Here is a 14,479-nt window from a genome sequence, read left to right on the forward strand (position 1 = left end):
AAATTCCCCTCGTGTGCGCGAGGGCACTTGAGGAGGGGCCGTACACGGCTCTGGAGGCACTGGACGGGCACGATGTCCACCACCCATTGATGGCCGCCCAAGAAGACCGCCAGGCGGGTCTCAGCAAGCACGGCAACGGTCCGCACGTCTCCATCGTCCAAGACGAGCCTAGACGATCCTGTGGCCTTCGCGGCCCGTATCAGCTTCGGCAGGTTCACCTCGAATGCATTTTCGAGGACCGGCACTCTTGGCGCCTTTGCTTTTTTCATTTCGGGTACCTAAAAGAAAAGCAAACCGGGCACATGCATGCGCGGTTCGTGGGGGCGGGGTCGGAGCGGGAACTCGAGCACGTCTGTGATTGGGCCCAGGGATGCAGCTAGAGTACCGGACGGAAAATAATTCGGCTGCCTGATCCAGCCGGCTCGCGCGCTGCCGCGCCGCCAGTTCGATCCATCGGTGGCCAGCGCAAGCACGCACCATTGCGTGTGCACGGAGCTGAGGAAGCGTTGCAAGCACCGCCACATCGCGCGACCCCGGTTGATGCTGCATGCTGGGCGCGTATCCACGGCGTACCCCATCATCGTGGAGCCGCACAAGCAACTGGCTGGATGATAAGTAGCGATCAAAAGCAAAAGCCGCTTGCGGTCTATAAGCTAGGCCACATGCGGCTTTCAGGGTAAATAGTATATAAAAGGAATACCTCTCTTTCTCATACATCCTCTTTCACGCGGCCCTATACCGTGCCAGAAAGGGTACTGTTTTGATTGCTTTTATTGCCGTTATTGTTCCAGGTTCGGTTGCCCGATGAACTCGGATGCGATATACGCTTCGCGCGTCTTACCCTTCCCACTGGCCGACTTCGTATCGTAGCGGCGGATGTCGCGGTCTGATTCCAGATTCTCGAACACGCTGCGGCGCATGCGAGTGTCGGCCCCTTTGAATTTCGCGGACTTCCTTGCCAGCTCGAAGACGGTGAGGCCACGGCGGCCGGCCTTCAGGATCAGATTGGCCACGTCGTTGCACAGGGCTGCGAATGGGGAGTCGGCGATGTTATCGGCCATTCGGCTGATCGCCCGGTCAGCCCAGAAGGTCACGTAGTCAATCGCCCATTGCGCGTGCTCTCGGCCGATCACGCCCGTTTCGCTGGAGTGCGCGACGATCAGCGAGACGCGCATGGCGATTTCCCGCACACGGCTGTACATCTCGGCCATGCCGTGCATTTCCAGCTCATCCATGCGCTTGATGCAGCGCAGCTCCAGTTCGGTGAACAAACGGCGCGCCTCGCCCGAGAAATCCAAAATAGCCGGAACTGGCACCTCGCTGTGCGCCGTGTCGATGACATCCGCCAGATCCCCGGCGCCTTTGACACGGCATTCACGGACCCAGCGAACCAGATCGTCGGGCATCGCGACTTGATCAACAAAGCGGGCCGGCTGGCGCCCCAGATCAGATTCAACGACGATGAGGCGGTTCAGAAAGCCATCCGTCAACGCTCCCGATCCTACGGCCTCGTAGAACGGCGTGGGCGTGGTCATACCCAGCACCGTCAGTGCCGGATTCTCCACATGGCGCGGCCCCAACCCGTCACGTTGTGCCTGGTTCAGGGTGGCGGTGGAGAAAGCCTTGGGCTGGAGCGTGCCCCCGCAACGGCCGAACACCTCCATGAGGCGTTTGCGCGCCGTACCCCCATTGGTATTATTCTTCGCGTTGGCTGTCTTCAGCATGTAGCCGAACTCATCAATGATGGCGATGTGGGTGGGATGCGCGCGCAGCATCGAGTCAATGGCGCTGTCGGACGTGTATTCCGACGCGGGGGACATGGCAGAGAACTTGGCGGCACGCAGGACGCGCTCGATGGCGGTCTTCGCGTGCTCCTTGCCGGCGCCCGATACGCCGATGTTGAGGAAGAACAGCGATGGCCAGTTGTCATTCGTGGTGCGGAACTTGCGCCCCATGGCCACACTGCCGAGTGCCAGTGCCGCCTGCACGGCGAACATCGGTTGCGGCTTCATGGCCGTGGCATTGGTCCAGTCAACCATCAGACCCAGCTTGCCGGGGATGGTCAGTAGGTGGGGCGGGATGGCGCACGCGGGTTTGGCAGGCATAGGAACTTCATCGGGCACGACGATGGGATTTGCGGCCGTACCGGACTTTGGTTTGGTGACAGGCATGCGGTTCAGGCTCTCCAGCAGCTTGCTGATGTCCACACCTTTGATGCGTTCCTCGTCGGCCATCATCCTGACCGTCTCGTACGTGATGCCGCCGCCCGGCTTGAGGCTGTTCCACGCCTTGGTCACAGCACCGGCATCGTATTTCTCCGGGCAGGTCTGGCTCCACTCGTCGGCAATATCGAACATCTCCTTGGACTGGTTGCGACTGTGTAGGCCCATCAGGACCTTGAGCCATGTGTCCCGACTGCACGCGGCGGAGATCACGGCCAGGTCGTATTTGATGGAAGCACGCTCGTAAGGCAGCAGCGGTTCGGCGTTGGGTGCGATCTCCACGCCGCACTCCGTCAACTTTGCGGACTTGCTGAAATTGTCGGGCACCCATTGCGGGAGGTCTGTCATCACCTGGCCCTCGAACAGGTCGCTGGAAGCCTCCATCTCGTAGCGGCGGCCAGATGCGTGGACGGAACCGGGACCGACGACGTAGCCGTTGACCTTCAGGTCGATGTTCTTCCCCAACTTGTCGGTGAAGCTGAGCGAGCAGTCGGCCAGGAAGTAGTAGTGGCTACCGCCCGCGCCGGTCAGTACCTCGACGGTTGCCGGCAGGCGACCGTGGACCTTCTCCAGCTCTTCCAGAGCCTCTGCGCCGCCGACCTTGTAGCGGTCCACGTCCACCACCACGGCCATTTTGCCGGTGTGGCCGATCTCTTGGCCCAGACGTACGCCATAGTTCAGCTCGGGTTCATACTTGAACCACATGTTGATGATGGTCGGATTGGTGGTGGCCTCTTTGAAGGAATTCGAGCGGCGCGGGTGTTTGCCGGAGTCGCTGCAAGTGGCGTTGCCGCAGGTGCACTTGCCGTTCTTAATGCCGTACAGTGGAAACACAGGGTGGCCATGCGATGCCATCAGGAGGGCCTGTGCGTGGGCCGGCGAGACAGCGGCGGAGGTATCGTAGGGATTGCCTTGAGGCTTCGCGATGGGCATGGCAGGCACGTGATGCATGGCAGGCTGTACCAGCGGAGGGCGAACCACTTGCTCGACATTGGTCGTAGCGGTAGCGGGACGTGCGAGGCTGGCTGCGGCAGCTACAGCATTGTTCTTGCCGTCCGCCCCGTCCTTAAGGGCTTGATTCTTGGCCTGGACGATGACGTGCTCAGCGCCCGGAGCCGCACTGTCGGCGGGCGCGTCGCTGGCCGGGCTGTCGATGGAGATGAAGGGCGGTGCCAGCTCGGCGACTTGCGCACCGTCCTGGTCTTGGAATTTGAGGGTTGCGTTCATTGGATAGAAGGTGATGATGCGGGCAGAACAGCCCGCATTCGACGGGGAGGGAGGGTTATACGTGCTTAGTCCTCAACTTGGCGACGCGGATCTCTTCCAAGTCAGACACGCGATAGGTGCGGTCACAACGGTGGTAGCGGCCGTTCGCTTCGACCTGTTCTTTCATCTCGTCCCAGCTCATGTTGATGTAGGCCATGGCGGTCCAGATATCTACATAGGTCATCCCGTCCAGCATCTTGGAGTCCGGCGATGTCAGGGCCGGCGCTGCGTCGGAGTGGCGTCCCAACCAACCCGGATTTTTGGCGATCAACGCCAGTTCGTTCATCGAGTTGCAGCGGCGGCGCATGTAGATGTCGCCGAACACGCCGCCGCTTTGGGAATTGATGTCGTGCAGATCTGCTTCGGCGACACCGAGGAATGCGGACCCGATCGGCACGGGGATGATCGGCATCGCATCCAGCAGCTTGCGCTTGTCCACCAACGGCACGTCCCGGAGGGCCGAAACCTGCTGATCCACTGGGATCATGCTCAATTTCGCTTCGTAACGCAGTTGGCGATATGCCTTTTCTTCCGAAGTCTGGATTGCCGTGCGGAGCTTGTTGCGGACTTTCTCCGGTGTGGCCGAGTCATAAATCACGCGCGCAACACTGCCCGTCAAGGCGAGCTGCTGCTTGTAGCTATTCATCGCAGCGGCTTTAACAGCCAGGTTCTGCGACATAATTTGGGATACGGTATGAATGCCCATGGGACCTTAAAAAATGAGAAGGATTGCGGTAACCCGCCGGGAACGGTTTGTTCCGGAAGGTTGAATGTACTTAGGTGCTGACAGTGCGCGCCTTGATGAAGGCATCGACCTCGTACGCATGCCAGCCGGTCACGCAGGGACCGAGTTTGATGGGCTTGGGAAATTTGCCGTCATTCACCCAACGCCAGATGGTTGCCGGGCTTACCGGCAGTATGCCGGCCTTCTTTGGCGTAGTCGCGAGGTCCGCGATACGGATGATACGAGGTTGCATTTAATACTCCATAAGCCGCCATAAGGGCGAGTGAGAGTATTAAACAATATAATCAGGAGAATTGTAAGCCCATGTTTTTAAACGGTTTTATGCTTTTATTTCATTAAAAAGCTAAATAAGACTATTGCCTACTATTTCATTCTGAACTCTACATTTTTCGACATTTATATACGTTGAAATTTCCATGGGGGAATGTCAAAATTTCCACGAAAAAGTCGAGCCAATGGAATTTGCCCCGAAAATCCTCGTGGATTAAGTCAATTAAATGTTGCGATATGGCGACAAAATATATGCCGTGACTACGCTGCCGCGCGAAGAGCATCCAAATAGTCTGCCCAGCGCTGCATCATCATGCGACGTGCAGGCAGGTGAGCAGTGCGGTTATACGCCCGCCCATTCGCATCTTTGACGGTATGCGCCAGTTGGTGCTCGATGTAGTCCACGCGCTCTTCAAGCACCTCGTCGAGGATGGTGCGTGCCATGGCACGGAAGCCATGGCCGGTCATGACATCCTTGCCGAAACCGAGACCGCGCAAGGCCGCATTGATCGTGTTTTCGCTCATGCAGCGGTCCCCGCTGCGAATACTCGGGAACACATACTTGCCGTGCCCCGTCATCCCGTGCACGTCGCGCAGGATGTCGACGGCCTGTTTGGCCAGCGGGACGATGTGATCGTTCCGCATCTTCATCTTATGCCCAGGGATGCGCCACTCGGCGGCGTCCAAGTCGATCTCCACCCACTCTGCGCTGCGCAGCTCCCCAGGGCGGACGAACACCAGCGGCGCCAGTTTCAGCGCGGCGGCGGCATATGCGTGGCCGCTATAGCCATGGATCGCCTTGAGCAGCTTGGCTACCTCGTGGGGTTCTGTAATCGCCGCGAAGTGGTTTGTCTGCACGGATGCAAGCGCGCCTTTGAGGTCGGCCGTAACATCGCGCTCCGCCAATCCGATGGCCACTGCGAAGCGAAACACCTGCCCGCATAGCGATTTGACGCGGTGTGCAGATTCATTGGCGCCACGAGCCTCGATCCTTTGCACCGCAACCAGCACATCGCGCGGCTTGATGGTGGAAATGGGCAGCGATCCGATGGCAGGGAAGAGATTGTTGGCCAGCCAGTTCTGTACCTTCTCCTGTGTGGTGCTAGCACGCTCGGATTTGGTCTTATCCAGCCAGAGACGCGCCACGGCCTCGAACGTGTGCTGAGCAGCGATCAGCTTGGAGTTTTTAGCGTCACGTTTGGCCGCGCCCGGATCGATGCCGTCCGCGAGCAACTCGCGCGCCTCTTGGCGCCGCGTGCGGGCCTTGGCGAGGCTGACGGCCGGGTAAACGCCCAAAGCCAGCGTCTTGCGCTTTCCGAGGAAGCGGTAGTCGAAGCGCCAGTATTTTCCGGCGGAGTTGACGAGCAAGTACATGCCTTGCCCATCAGTGTACTTATCTCCAGCCGGCTTAACTTGTTTGACTTGTTTTACAAAAGTATCGGTTAATCCCATGTTCTATCTCATCTTGACGGTATGTGTTTATCGGTGTGCCGAGATACCGCCAGAAATGACGGTATTTGGTTGCGATGGGTCGAAGTGAGATGAGAAGAGGGGAGACAACAAAAAACCCGCTCTCCTTGGGGAGGATGCGGGTTTTGAGCTGAGATGAGACGGGGTAATTCATGTTCGTGGTGCCTCCGGCCGGAATCGAACCGGCACGCCTTTCGGCGCTTGATTTTGAGTCAAGTGCGTCTACCAATTCCGCCACAGAGGCTGCAAGCGCAGGCGCGCAGTGTAGCACAGGCGATGCCGGACTGACCAGTGTTCGTGCGGCGCCGCGCGCGTCAGGGAAGCATCTGCCGGCGCAGCGCCCGCAGCGTGGTTTCCGGGCCGCTGACTTCGAGCGTATGGCGGCGCACCTTGACCACGATTTCCTTGCTGCGCCAGTGCGACCAGTACGGCGCGCGGGCGCGGTACAGCACGCTGCCCGGCTTGCGTTCGGCCTGGGTGTAGCCCATCTGGCCGAGCGTGGCGTCCAGGGTGCCGACCATGTGGCAGGCGTCGAAGCGGGTGGTCACCTCCAGGCGGCCGGGCAGCACCGGCGCCAGCGGCAGCGCGCCGGCCAGCAGCACCGGCACCACCAGGTAGCCCAGCGGCGCGGTGGGGTGCAGCAGGTAGAAGGCGATGACCAGGGCCGGCACGCCAAGCGCGATCAGCAGTGCGAGCTGGGCCAGGCGGCGTGGCGCCAGCAGGGTGGAGAGGTGCGGCGCCTTGTCCTGCAGGCACTCGATTTCGGAAAACGTCACGCTTTTCATGGAGGCTCCTCGGACGGCGCCGGGAGCGGGCCGCATCCACCATTCTGACGAGGCAGCCGTGGCGATAATTGACCTTCCTCAAAAGGTACTTTTCCAAAAACAAATGTCTTTAGGAAGCGAATTGCTTGGGTGATTCTTTTTCTCTTTTGAGTAAACAGATAGGGTTTGTGCTTGATCTAGGCGCTACCCTGGTTGGGCGAACTTCAGCCGTGATGAATGATCAGTAAGGATATCGCTACGCGGATGGCATTCCGCCAACCAGGCAAGGAACGATCATGACATCGACATCGCATCCATGGAGGACGCAGGCGTGGGCAGTGGTCGCGCGCATCTGGTTATTGCGGCTGCTGGCAGCGGTCGTCGCGGGCCTGGCGTTCGCTGCGCCCGCCACGCAGGCCCAGGAGATTCAGCGCAGCGCTGTGCTGGCCGCGGTGGACGATGGCCTGGGCGGCTTCAACGCGTCGTTCGGCGATACCTTTGCCACTGCAACACAGGGCAGACGCTTCAGCGACATCTTCACGTTCGATACGGGCACACCGTTCGACGTCGCCGCATCGCTCAGTTCGTCCTATCTGGACACGCCGCAGACCAAGGATCTCTTGATCACCGGCTTGAACCTGTATCGCTACGACCCCGCTACCGGCGCAGTGCTCGGCAACGCCATCGCCGGCATCGATGAAACCGGCTTCGGCGCCAACCTGACCGATCTATGGACGCTCTCCGCTTACGGACTCGCCGCCGGATCGTACGCATTGCGGATCGATGGTCGCGTGGCCGGGGCCGGCGGCGGCGCCTTCGGCGGCGACCTGACGGTTTCGCCAGTGCCCGAGCCGCAGGCCTGGACGGTGTTGCTGTCCGGCTTGTGCAGCCTGGGATTGGCGGCAGGGTCTGCACGTCGACGCGACCCTGCGCGCACCGCCGTGCCGATCAGGATCGAGCATGACGGCGTACCCTGATTTCTCAGCGTGCGCGCCGGTACAGGCGGAAGCGTTCGTCGCGGTCGGACGGGCGGCGGCCTTCCCACAACAGGGTCCAGTCGCGCGGGCGGAAGTCGGACAGCACTTCCTTGCCGCCCCACAGGCGTTCGCCATACTGGATCACGCGCCGTTCCGCGTCTTCCTTCGGCGCCGCCTTCTGCTGTGCTTCTGCCTTCTGCAGTCCGTCCGCTTTTTGCTGCGCTTCCAGCTTCTGCTGCGCCAGGGCGCGCTGGCTGTCCTGCACCAGCAGGAAGCTGCACTTGCTGCCTTCGACGCCGGCGAAGGGCAGGTGGCCGAAGTAGGCGAACGAGGCGCGCTGGGCCGGGCCGACGTTGGTGTCGATGCAGTCGGCGTCGGCGGGCAGGCGCGCGGCGATCTGGCGTGCTACGCTGGCGTAGCTCTTGCTGTAGTTCAGGTCCGGCAGGAACAGCGTCATCAGCAGCACCCACAGCAGGATCAGGCCGCCGGAAGACAGCACCACGGCGCGCCACAGCACCGACGGCTGGCGCGACAGGCGCCAGTGCACCAGGAAGATCCAGCCGACGGTGACGGCGGCTGCCACCGTGAACGAGACGATGCCGAATTCCGGCGTGAAGCCGGGCACCAGCTTGAGGGCGTTCTTGGCCAGCTGGGCCGGCCAGCCGGTCAGCTTGGCGATCCAGAACAGCCACACCAGGGCGCCCAGCAGGGTCAGCACCATCACCGAGAACCAGTCGATGGCGTTGATGGTACCGCGCTTCATGGTCGGCAGGCCGAACGCGGCCATCAGCGCCAGCGGCGGCAGCAGTTTCAGCAGGTCGCCGTTTTCCGAGACCGGGTCGCACAGCAGCAGCAGCGTCAGCGCGCCGACGAAGCAGGTCGGCAGGATGATGTGCGGCAGGCCGTGCTGGCGGCGCCAGGCCCAGGCGGCCAGCGCCGCGAACGGCCAGGCCGGCCACAGATACCAGATGCCGACGCGAAAAAAGGCTTTCAGCGACAGCCAGCCCGGCACGCTCAGCTGGCCGGCATTCCAGGCCATCCAGTCGCCCACCGGGTTCTGGCCGTAGGTGTGCGCCAGCGACGCCGGCACGATCCACACCAGCGCCACCAGCAGCGCCACGCCGGCGGCCTGGCCCAGGTGGCGCAGGGTGGGCGCGGCGGGCAGGTGCAGGAAGCGCGTGCACAGGTACAGGGCGGCCAGCAGCACCAGCGGCGGTGCGAAACCGCGCGTCAGGGTCAGTGCGCCCAGGGCGGCGCCGACCAGCACGGCGTTGCGGGTATCGGCCTGCTCGATGTAGCGTACCGAGCGGTACAGGAACCAGGCTAGCAGCGAGCCCTGCAGGGTCACGGCCAGCGTTTCGTGGGAGTGCAGCAGCAGGCCCAGGCAGCCGAGATACAGCAGCACGGCGGTGTCGGCCAGCGTGCGGCCGTAGTCGTCCGGTTCGGGCTGGCCGCCGAAGGCCAGGCGCAGCGGCTGCGCCTCGGGGCGCCGCCCCAGGCGGAAGGCGGTGTGCCACAGCGAGACCGTGCCCAGCACGAAGATGCCGATGGTCGAGATGCGTGCGCCCAGCACGTCGCCCACCAGCCAGCCGAACAGTTTGATGCACAGCGCGCCCAGCCAGAATGCCAGCGGCCCTTCCTCGGGCGAGGGCAGGCCGGCGATGTTGGGCAGCAGCCAGTCGGCGAAGCCGCCGTGCGCCATGGTCCACATGATGCCGAAGCTGGCGGCATCGTCCTTCCACGGATCGCGCCCGATCAGGCCCGGCAGGATGTACAGCAGGCCGAGTGCGTACAAGGCCCATCGTGGCAGCGCGAGGGTGGCGGCGGCGGGGAGGCGGACTGGTTTCATCGATAGCGGATGCGGTAGGAACGAAGGCGGCGCGGAGTCCGTCGAGGCTCCGCGGTTATTGTCGCGTAGTATAGCGGCGAAAAAAAAAGGAAGCCCCCAGGCTTCCTCTTTGGAAGCCCGGAGGCTTCCGATATGCGTGCAGCCGGGGCTTAGCCGTTGGCGACGCTGGTCTTCGAACCGACCGAACCGAACTTCTGGCGGAACTTCTCGACGCGGCCGGCGGTGTCGACGATCTTGTGCTTGCCGGTGAAGAACGGGTGCGATTCAGCCGACACCTCGATCTTGACCAGCGGGTATTGCTTGCCTTCGAAATCGGTGGTTTCGCGGGTAGCGATGGTCGAACGGGTGATGAACTTGAAATCGCACGACAGATCGTGGAAAACGACTTCGCGGTAATTCGGGTGGATATCGGTCTTCATGGTATTTGCCTTGGTTGAGTCGGTAGCCAAACGGCACTTCGTCGGTCGCGCTGCTTCTTGACCCGATTGCCGATCACTTGCCAGGGTTGGTACGGAACCGGAGATTATAAGCCAGGCCGCGCTGCTCGGCAACCGCGGTGGTGAGGCACTGTTTCCAATACAAATTGGGGAGCCCAAACGCGTCGTCCCCGCGCAGGCGGGGACCCATACATAGCCGATTAAATTGGCTCAGCATGGGGTAAAGAATGCCAGTGGCATTCTTTACCCTGCGCGGGGACGACGTGGTGCGGCAAGTTATGACCTGCCGCTACTGATGCCTTTGGCGCTTAACCGCCGCGGCGCATCATATCGAAGAACTCGACGTTGTTCTTCGTGGCACGCATCTTGTCGAGGATGAACTCCATCGCCTCGATCTCGTCCATCGAGTACAGCAGCTTGCGCAGGATCCAGATTTTCTGCAGCTGGTCCGGCTTGATCAAGAGTTCTTCGCGGCGGGTGCCCGACTTGTTCAGGTTGATCGCCGGGTACACGCGCTTCTCGGCCAGGCGGCGCTCGAGGTGCACTTCCATGTTGCCGGTGCCCTTGAATTCTTCGTAGATCACGTCGTCCATGCGCGAGCCGGTTTCGATCAGCGCGGTGGCGACGATGGTCAGCGAACCGCCTTCCTCGACGTTGCGGGCGGCGCCGAAGAAACGCTTCGGACGCTGCAGCGCGTTGGCGTCGACGCCGCCGGTCAGCACCTTGCCCGAGGCCGGGATCACGGTGTTGTAGGCGCGCGCCAGGCGCGTGATCGAGTCCAGCAGGATCACGACGTCCTTCTTCATTTCGACCAGGCGCTTGGCCTTTTCCAGCACCATCTCGGCGACCTGCACGTGGCGGGTGGCCGGTTCGTCGAAGGTCGAGGCGACCACTTCGCCGCGCACCGAGCGCTGCATCTCCGTCACTTCTTCCGGACGCTCGTCGATCAGCAGCACGATCAGCGTGCAGTCCGGATGATTCGCGGTGATGGCGTGGGCGATGTGCTGCAGCATGACCGATTTACCGGACTTCGGCGACGCCACCAGCAGGCCGCGCTGACCCTTGCCGATCGGCGAGATCAGGTCGACGATGCGGCCGGTGATGTTTTCGGCGCCGTTCATGTCGCGTTCCAGGCGCAGCGGCTCGTTCGGGTGCAGCGGCGTCAGGTTTTCGAACAGGATGCGGTGCTTGGAGGCTTCCGGCGATTCGCCGTTGACCTTGTCTACCTTTACCAGGGCAAAGTAACGCTCGCCATCCTTGGGCGTGCGCACTTCGCCTTCGATCGAGTCACCCGTATGCAGGTTGAAGCGGCGGATCTGCGACGGCGAGATATAGATGTCGTCGGTGGAGGCCATGTAGCTGGCGTCCGGCGAACGCAGGAAACCGAACCCGTCCGGCAATACCTCGAGCGCGCCATCGCCGAAAATCTGTTCGCCTTGTTTCGCGCGCTTCTTGAGGATCGCGAACATCAGTTCTTGTTTGCGCAGGCGGGCTGCGTTGTCGATATCCAGGCTGATCGCCATCTCCAGAAGGGCGGAGACGTGCATTGCCTTCAGTTCAGATAAGTGCATGTGTCGGGTGTCCCGTGACGGGAAAGTAAAGGTAGGGGAGGGAACTGCGTGGGTCAGTCAATAAACGGGGAAGGCGTCGGAGTCGATCGTCTTTCCGGAATGGCGGCAGTGCGGGCGCGCTGCCGCCGCGTATTATAGGCGAAACGGTATCAGATGTTGTCTTGGATAAAGGCCGTCAGTGCACCTTTTGCCAGGGCGCCGACTTTTTGCGCGGCCGGAACGCCGTTCTTGAACAGGATCAGGGTCGGGATGCCGCGGATGCCGAACTTGGCCGGCACGGCCTGGTTCGCGTCCACGTCCATCTTGGCGATCACCAGCTTGCCATTGTATTCGCGGGCCACTTCTTCCAGGATCGGGGCGATCATCTTGCAGGGACCGCACCACTCGGCCCAGAAATCGACCAGGACCGGCACGTCGGACTTGATGACGTCGGTTTCGAAAGAAGCATCGCTGATGTGTTTGATGTTGTCGCTCATGTTTTCCTCAGTCAGAGGTGGTCGGTTAATGCCTGCAGGGCCTCTGCCGGCCGGCGATCCTGTGATCCGGCGGCGCCGGCGGCATTGCGGCGGGGCGCTGCGTGGGCGGCGCGCTCCGACCGGCATGGCTGCCGCTCGCGTCGAGGTTCAAGGTTCCCTGGTCGCCAGCCGGTTTCCGCATTCGTCAGACTGGTTCGGCAACACAATGGTGGAGACAATGTGTGCGCCACTCAAGATGGGGAAGGGCTGCAAGAGGATATCAGGCGGGGATTGGCTGAAATAATAACCTATTTTATTGAAACGTGTTCGTGAGCTTTGTACAAAATCCCGACACGCTCGCCGAGCTGGCGGCGGCCGGTGCACGACACGATTTCCAACCTCTGAATTGGCGCCATTATCGCGTAACTACAAGCCCCGTGCGCATCTGCCGCCGGCTTTTTTTCGGCGCGTGGTTCAAGCGACACGCCCGGTAAATTTGTACAAGTGCCCGGGATGCCACATCGTCACCACCGACGCCACCATGCCGTTCGACGTGGTGCTGCGGTTCAGTACCAGGCAGCATGTGCCGGGGGAGATGTCCAGCATCGCGGCGATGTCGCGCGGCGCCGGCAAGGCTTCGATACTGTAGCTGGCGCCCTGTAGCGGCGCCACCGCCATCAAATGCTCGTTGGGCGTGATGCGGGTGAAATCCTGTTCCAGGTAGCCTGGTGCGCAGGCCGGATTGACCCAGCGGTCCTCGACCTGGATCGGCCGGCCGTCCTCCTCGTGCACGATCAGCGAGTGGAACAGCGGCGCACCCGGTACCAGGCCGAAGCGCGGCGCCAGCGCCTCGTCCGCCACGGCCCGTTCCAGCAGGTGCGGGCGGCTGGCGTGGGCGTGGCCGCGCGCGCGCGCCTCGTCGGCGATGTTGCGGATCTCGACCAGCGTGGCCTGGTATTTCTGCGGCGCGACGTAGGTGCCGGCGCCCTGGCGCCGCGTCAGTACCTGCTGCGCGGTGAGTTCGCGCACGGCGCGGTTGACGGTCATGCGCGAGGCGCCGAACTGGCGCCCCAGCGCCTGCTCGGACGGCACCAGGTCGCCTTCCTTCCAGCGCCCGGCGGCGATCTCGCCCACCAGGTAATCCTTGATGCGCTGGAAGATGGGCGTGCTGTCCTGCGCGATCTGTCCGTTCAAACTGCTCTCCGGTGTGGGTGGTGCCATGCGGCGCATTCTAGCACCGCGGATTCGAAAGCAAGACCCGGGATGCGCGCCGCGGCGGCGGCGTTTACGATGGCGTCATGAACCGGGAGAACGGCATGGACACCATCATCGACAGCAGTGACAAGAGCAGTGAAACGGACGCGTTCGCCAGCGACGATGCGCGCTGGGCCGCGGTCTGCGCGCGCGCCGGGGCGGCCGACGGCGCGTTCTTTTATTCGGTGCGCACGACCGGCGTGTATTGCCGGCCGTCCTGCCCGTCGCGCACGCCGCGGCGCGGCAACGTCGCCTTTCACGCCAGCCGCGGCGATGCCGAGGCGGCCGGCTTCCGGCCCTGCCTGCGCTGCCGTCCCACCGAAGCGCCGCTGGCCGAGCGCCAGGCGCAGGCGGTGGCGCGCGCCTGCCGCCTCATCGACGCTGCCGTCGACAATGGCGCCGACGAGCCCGACCTCGACACCCTGGCCGAGGCCGGCGGCATGAGCCGCTTCCATTTCCACCGCGTGTTCAAGGCGCAGACCGGCATCACGCCCAAGGCCTATGTCAACGCGCGCCGTGCCGGCCGCCTGCGCCAGGCGCTGGCGCAGGCGGGCAGCGTCACCGCCGCCGCCTACGACGCCGGCTTCAACTCCAGCGGCCGCTTCTACGCCGCCTCCTCCGGCGTGCTCGGCATGACGCCGCGCCGCTACCGCGCCGGCGGCAGCGGCGAAGCGATCCGTTTCGCGGTGGCGGCCTGCTCGCTGGGCGCGCTGCTGGTGGCCGCCACCGGCAAGGGCATCTGCGCGATCCTGCTGGGCGACGATCCCGAACCTCTGGTGCGCGACTTGCAGGAACGCTTTCCGCGGGCCAAGCTGGTGGGCGCCGAAGCGGAATTCGAACGCACCGTGGCGCAGGTGGTCGCGCTGGTGGAGGCGCCGCGCCTCGGCCTCGATTTGCCGCTGGACGTGCGCGGCACCGCCTTCCAGCAGCGCGTGTGGCAGGCGCTGCGCCAGATCCCGGCCGGCCGGACCGTCAGCTACGCCGAACTGGCCGAGCGCCTCGGCATGCCGCAAGGCGCGCGCGCCGTCGCCGGCGCCTGCGCCGCCAACCCGGCCGCCATCGCCATCCCCTGCCACCGCGTGGTGCGCCTCGACGGCGCCCTGTCCGGCTACCGCTGGGGCATCGAGCGCAAGCGCACGCTGCTGGCCCGCGAAAGCCTGGAAAATTCGGGGTCAGAGCACAATCGCGATTGAATTCGG

General features: G+C 62.9%; 12 protein-coding genes and 1 tRNA gene. 2 read left to right on the forward strand and 11 right to left on the reverse strand.

All coding sequences use genetic code 11. The features are described from left to right. Positions 1–779: 779 nt before the first annotated feature. The 6 genes from HH212_RS11030 to HH212_RS11055 all read right to left on the reverse strand — a co-directional run bounded on the left by HH212_RS11030 (position 780) and on the right by HH212_RS11055 (position 6,758). Positions 780–3,449 (reverse strand): bifunctional DNA primase/polymerase, encoded by a 2,670-nt coding sequence (locus HH212_RS11030; RefSeq protein WP_170202519.1) that lies wholly within the window; start codon positions 3,447–3,449, stop codon positions 780–782. A gap of 55 nt (positions 3,450–3,504) precedes the next feature. After that, on the reverse strand, positions 3,505–4,194 hold the full coding sequence (locus HH212_RS11035; RefSeq protein WP_170202520.1) for a hypothetical protein: 690 nt from the start codon (positions 4,192–4,194) through the stop codon (positions 3,505–3,507). Between the two features lie 70 nt (positions 4,195–4,264). Next, entirely contained in the window at positions 4,265–4,465 is a 201-nt protein-coding gene (locus tag HH212_RS11040) for a helix-turn-helix transcriptional regulator (RefSeq protein WP_170202521.1), read from the reverse strand. A 299-nt stretch (positions 4,466–4,764) separates the two neighbouring features. Then, complete coding sequence (locus HH212_RS11045; protein ID WP_170202522.1) at positions 4,765–5,955, reverse strand: tyrosine-type recombinase/integrase; 1,191 nt, start codon at positions 5,953–5,955, stop codon at positions 4,765–4,767. A gap of 177 nt (positions 5,956–6,132) precedes the next feature. After that, positions 6,133–6,217: transfer RNA gene (locus HH212_RS11050), tRNA-Leu, on the reverse strand. Positions 6,218–6,287: 70 nt separating this feature from the next. Then, entirely contained in the window at positions 6,288–6,758 is a 471-nt protein-coding gene (locus HH212_RS11055) for a hypothetical protein (protein ID WP_170202523.1), read from the reverse strand. A 275-nt stretch (positions 6,759–7,033) separates the two neighbouring features. Between HH212_RS11055 and HH212_RS11060 the strand changes: the two genes are divergently transcribed. Further along, the gene (locus tag HH212_RS11060) at positions 7,034–7,714 is read left to right on the forward strand and encodes an FxDxF family PEP-CTERM protein (RefSeq protein WP_170202524.1); all 681 of its coding nucleotides are present in this window, start codon (positions 7,034–7,036) and stop codon (positions 7,712–7,714) included. A gap of 4 nt (positions 7,715–7,718) precedes the next feature. Here HH212_RS11060 and HH212_RS11065 read toward each other — a convergent pair whose 3' ends face one another. The 5 genes from HH212_RS11065 to hutC all read right to left on the reverse strand — a co-directional run bounded on the left by HH212_RS11065 (position 7,719) and on the right by hutC (position 13,247). Continuing rightward, complete coding sequence (locus tag HH212_RS11065) at positions 7,719–9,563, reverse strand: ArnT family glycosyltransferase (RefSeq protein ID WP_170202525.1); 1,845 nt, start codon at positions 9,561–9,563, stop codon at positions 7,719–7,721. Between the two features lie 149 nt (positions 9,564–9,712). Further along, the gene (locus HH212_RS11070; protein ID WP_170202526.1) at positions 9,713–9,982 is read right to left on the reverse strand and encodes a type B 50S ribosomal protein L31; all 270 of its coding nucleotides are present in this window, start codon (positions 9,980–9,982) and stop codon (positions 9,713–9,715) included. A gap of 326 nt (positions 9,983–10,308) precedes the next feature. Next, on the reverse strand, positions 10,309–11,571 hold the full coding sequence (gene rho, locus HH212_RS11075; protein WP_170202527.1) for a transcription termination factor Rho: 1,263 nt from the start codon (positions 11,569–11,571) through the stop codon (positions 10,309–10,311). A gap of 149 nt (positions 11,572–11,720) precedes the next feature. Next, entirely contained in the window at positions 11,721–12,047 is a 327-nt protein-coding gene (trxA, locus tag HH212_RS11080) for a thioredoxin TrxA (RefSeq protein WP_170202528.1), read from the reverse strand. Positions 12,048–12,500: 453 nt separating this feature from the next. Continuing rightward, positions 12,501–13,247 carry a histidine utilization transcriptional repressor HutC gene (hutC, locus tag HH212_RS11085; RefSeq protein WP_170202529.1) on the reverse strand — a complete coding sequence of 249 codons (747 nt, stop codon included), beginning with the start codon at positions 13,245–13,247 and terminating at the stop codon, positions 12,501–12,503. Between the two features lie 95 nt (positions 13,248–13,342). Between hutC and ada the strand changes: the two genes are divergently transcribed. Then, on the forward strand, positions 13,343–14,473 hold the full coding sequence (ada, locus tag HH212_RS11090) for a bifunctional DNA-binding transcriptional regulator/O6-methylguanine-DNA methyltransferase Ada (RefSeq protein WP_170205385.1): 1,131 nt from the start codon (positions 13,343–13,345) through the stop codon (positions 14,471–14,473). Positions 14,474–14,479: the final 6 nt, after the last annotated feature.

It is taken from the genome of Massilia forsythiae (assembly GCF_012849555.1).
Lineage (GTDB): Bacteria > Pseudomonadota > Gammaproteobacteria > Burkholderiales > Burkholderiaceae_D > Telluria > Telluria forsythiae.